General features: G+C 65.0%; 3 protein-coding genes. 2 read left to right on the top strand and 1 reads right to left on the bottom strand.

What is annotated here, in order from left to right; all coding sequences use genetic code 11:
* Together BFP96_RS28165 and BFP96_RS28160 are read left to right on the top strand one after the other, a co-directional pair.
* A partial coding sequence (locus BFP96_RS28165; protein ID WP_170876044.1) for an NAD(P)/FAD-dependent oxidoreductase occupies positions 1 to 690 on the top strand: 690 nt, incomplete at its 5' end.
* A gap of 1 nt (position 691) precedes the next feature.
* A complete protein-coding gene (locus BFP96_RS28160) occupies positions 692 to 1579 on the top strand; it encodes a sugar phosphate isomerase/epimerase family protein (RefSeq protein ID WP_139113462.1) in 888 nt (295 codons plus the stop codon).
* Here the strand turns inward: BFP96_RS28160 and BFP96_RS31555 are convergent.
* Positions 1519 to 1931 (bottom strand): undecaprenyl-diphosphate phosphatase (locus BFP96_RS31555; protein WP_256549207.1); only part of this gene is annotated, 413 nt, incomplete at its 5' end. The genes BFP96_RS28160 and BFP96_RS31555 overlap by 61 nt on opposite strands.

Genomic DNA, 1931 nt, shown 5'->3' with positions numbered 1-1931 from the left:
GAAGCCGGCCCGCGCCTGGCGGGCCGGGTATTGCCCGCAATTATCAGTGACGCGCTGCTGGCGTTGCACCGTGAGCAAGGCGTGGACGTGCGCTTGAATGTCGCCGTGGCGTCGATCGAGGCCGACGCTGTACGCCTGGTGGATGGGCACACGCTGCCGTGCGACCTGGTGGTGGTCGGTATCGGCATGCAACCCAATGTCGAACTGGCTGCGGCGGCCGGGCTGGACGTGGGGCAGGGCATTCGTGTCGACGCGCAGTTGCGCACCAGCGCGGCGAAAATCTACGCGGCGGGGGACGTCTGTGAGTTCCGTCTTGGCGGGCTTTACCAGCGCCAGGAAACCTGGCGCAACGCCGAGGCTCAGGGGCGGCATGCCGCCTTGAATCTGCTGGGCCGCGCATTGCCTTTCGAGGCCGTGCCGGGGTTCTGGTCCGACCAGTATGACTGGGGCTTGCAGACCGTCGGTGTGATGACGCCGAGCACGGTCAGCCGGCACCTGCCCGATGGCGGCCTGCTGCTGTTCTATCTGGATGACAACGGACATTTGCAAGGCGCCTGCGGTTGGGCGCCGGGCAACCGCGTGGCCAGGGACATCAAGCTGTGCGAACGCCTGATCGCCGCCCGTGTGCCATTGTCATCGGCTGCCCTGGCGGATCCGGCTATTTCTCTCAAACAATGGCTGCGAGGCTGATATGCGCCACTTGCTGGTATTTCAATCCTTATGGGCGATGCAAACCGAACCCGGCCCGCTCGAGGCGCAGCTGGATCGCATCGCCGCCGCCGGTTTCGATGGCGTCACCGACCATTACTGGCAGGCCGACGCAGTTGCACGCCTGCACGCAGCCACCGCCGCGCGCGGCTTGCAGATTGAAGGCCAACTGTTCCCGCAGACGGTGGACGACCTGGCGCGCGCCCTGGAGGTGATCAACCGTCATGGCTGTCACCACCTGACCCTGCAAGCCGACGTGCGTCCGCGCACCCAGGCCGAGGCGGGCCGGTTGATCGAGGGCTGGCAACGCCTGGCCGAGCAGGTGGATTTCCCGATCCTGCTGGAAACCCACCGTTATCGTCTGACCAGTGATCTGCTGTTCACCCTCGACCTGCTGGCGAAAATGCCTGACTTGAAACTGCTGGCCGATCTGTCCCACTACGTGGTCGGGCGCGAATTGCCCGAGCCCGGCGACGCCGATGACGATGAGCAGATACGTACCATCCTGCGCCGTAGCTGGGGCTTTCATGGTCGCGTGGCCAGCAGTGAACAGGTGCAGGTGGCGCTGGATTTCCCGCAGCATCAGCCGTGGGTAGAGCGATTTACCGGATGGTGGCGCTACGGGATCGAGGATTGGCTGGCCCGCCCCGAGACGCCGCGAAGCCTGTCGTTCACCTGCGAACTCGGCCCGCCGCCTTACGCGATCACCGGCGCGGACGGCCGAGAGCTCAGTGATCGCTGGGCCGAAGCGCTGAAGCTCAAGGCGCTGATTCGCCAGGTGTGGGACCGCTCACTGGCGACGACAGCGCATCAGGCCAGCAAGCCGGTGCTGACCGCCACGATCAAAAACACCCCCAGCAGCGCGCGGTAGATCACGAACGGCCAGGTGGAGAAGCGTTCCAGAAACTTCATCAGGCCCCAGATGGCGAAGAACGCCGATATGCTCGCCACCACCAGGCCGAAGATCAAATGCGGCCAGGCATGGGCGGGCATGTCGGTGTGCAGCAGCACCCACAGTTCTTTCAAACCGGCCAGGGCAATGGCGGGCAGGCCCAGCAGGAACGAGAACCGTGCGGCTTCTTCGCGTTTGAAGTTCAGGAACAGTGCTGCGGTCAAGGTCGAGCCCGAACGCGATACGCCGGGGATCAACGCGCCAATCTGCGCAATCCCGACGATCAGCGCATCGCGCAAACGCATCTGGCTCACGTCGCGGGTGTGGCGGG

It is taken from the genome of Pseudomonas sp. 34 E 7 (assembly GCF_900005715.1).
GTDB lineage: Bacteria > Pseudomonadota > Gammaproteobacteria > Pseudomonadales > Pseudomonadaceae > Aquipseudomonas > Aquipseudomonas orientalis_A.
This window is presented reverse-complemented; position numbering and strand designations above follow the sequence as displayed.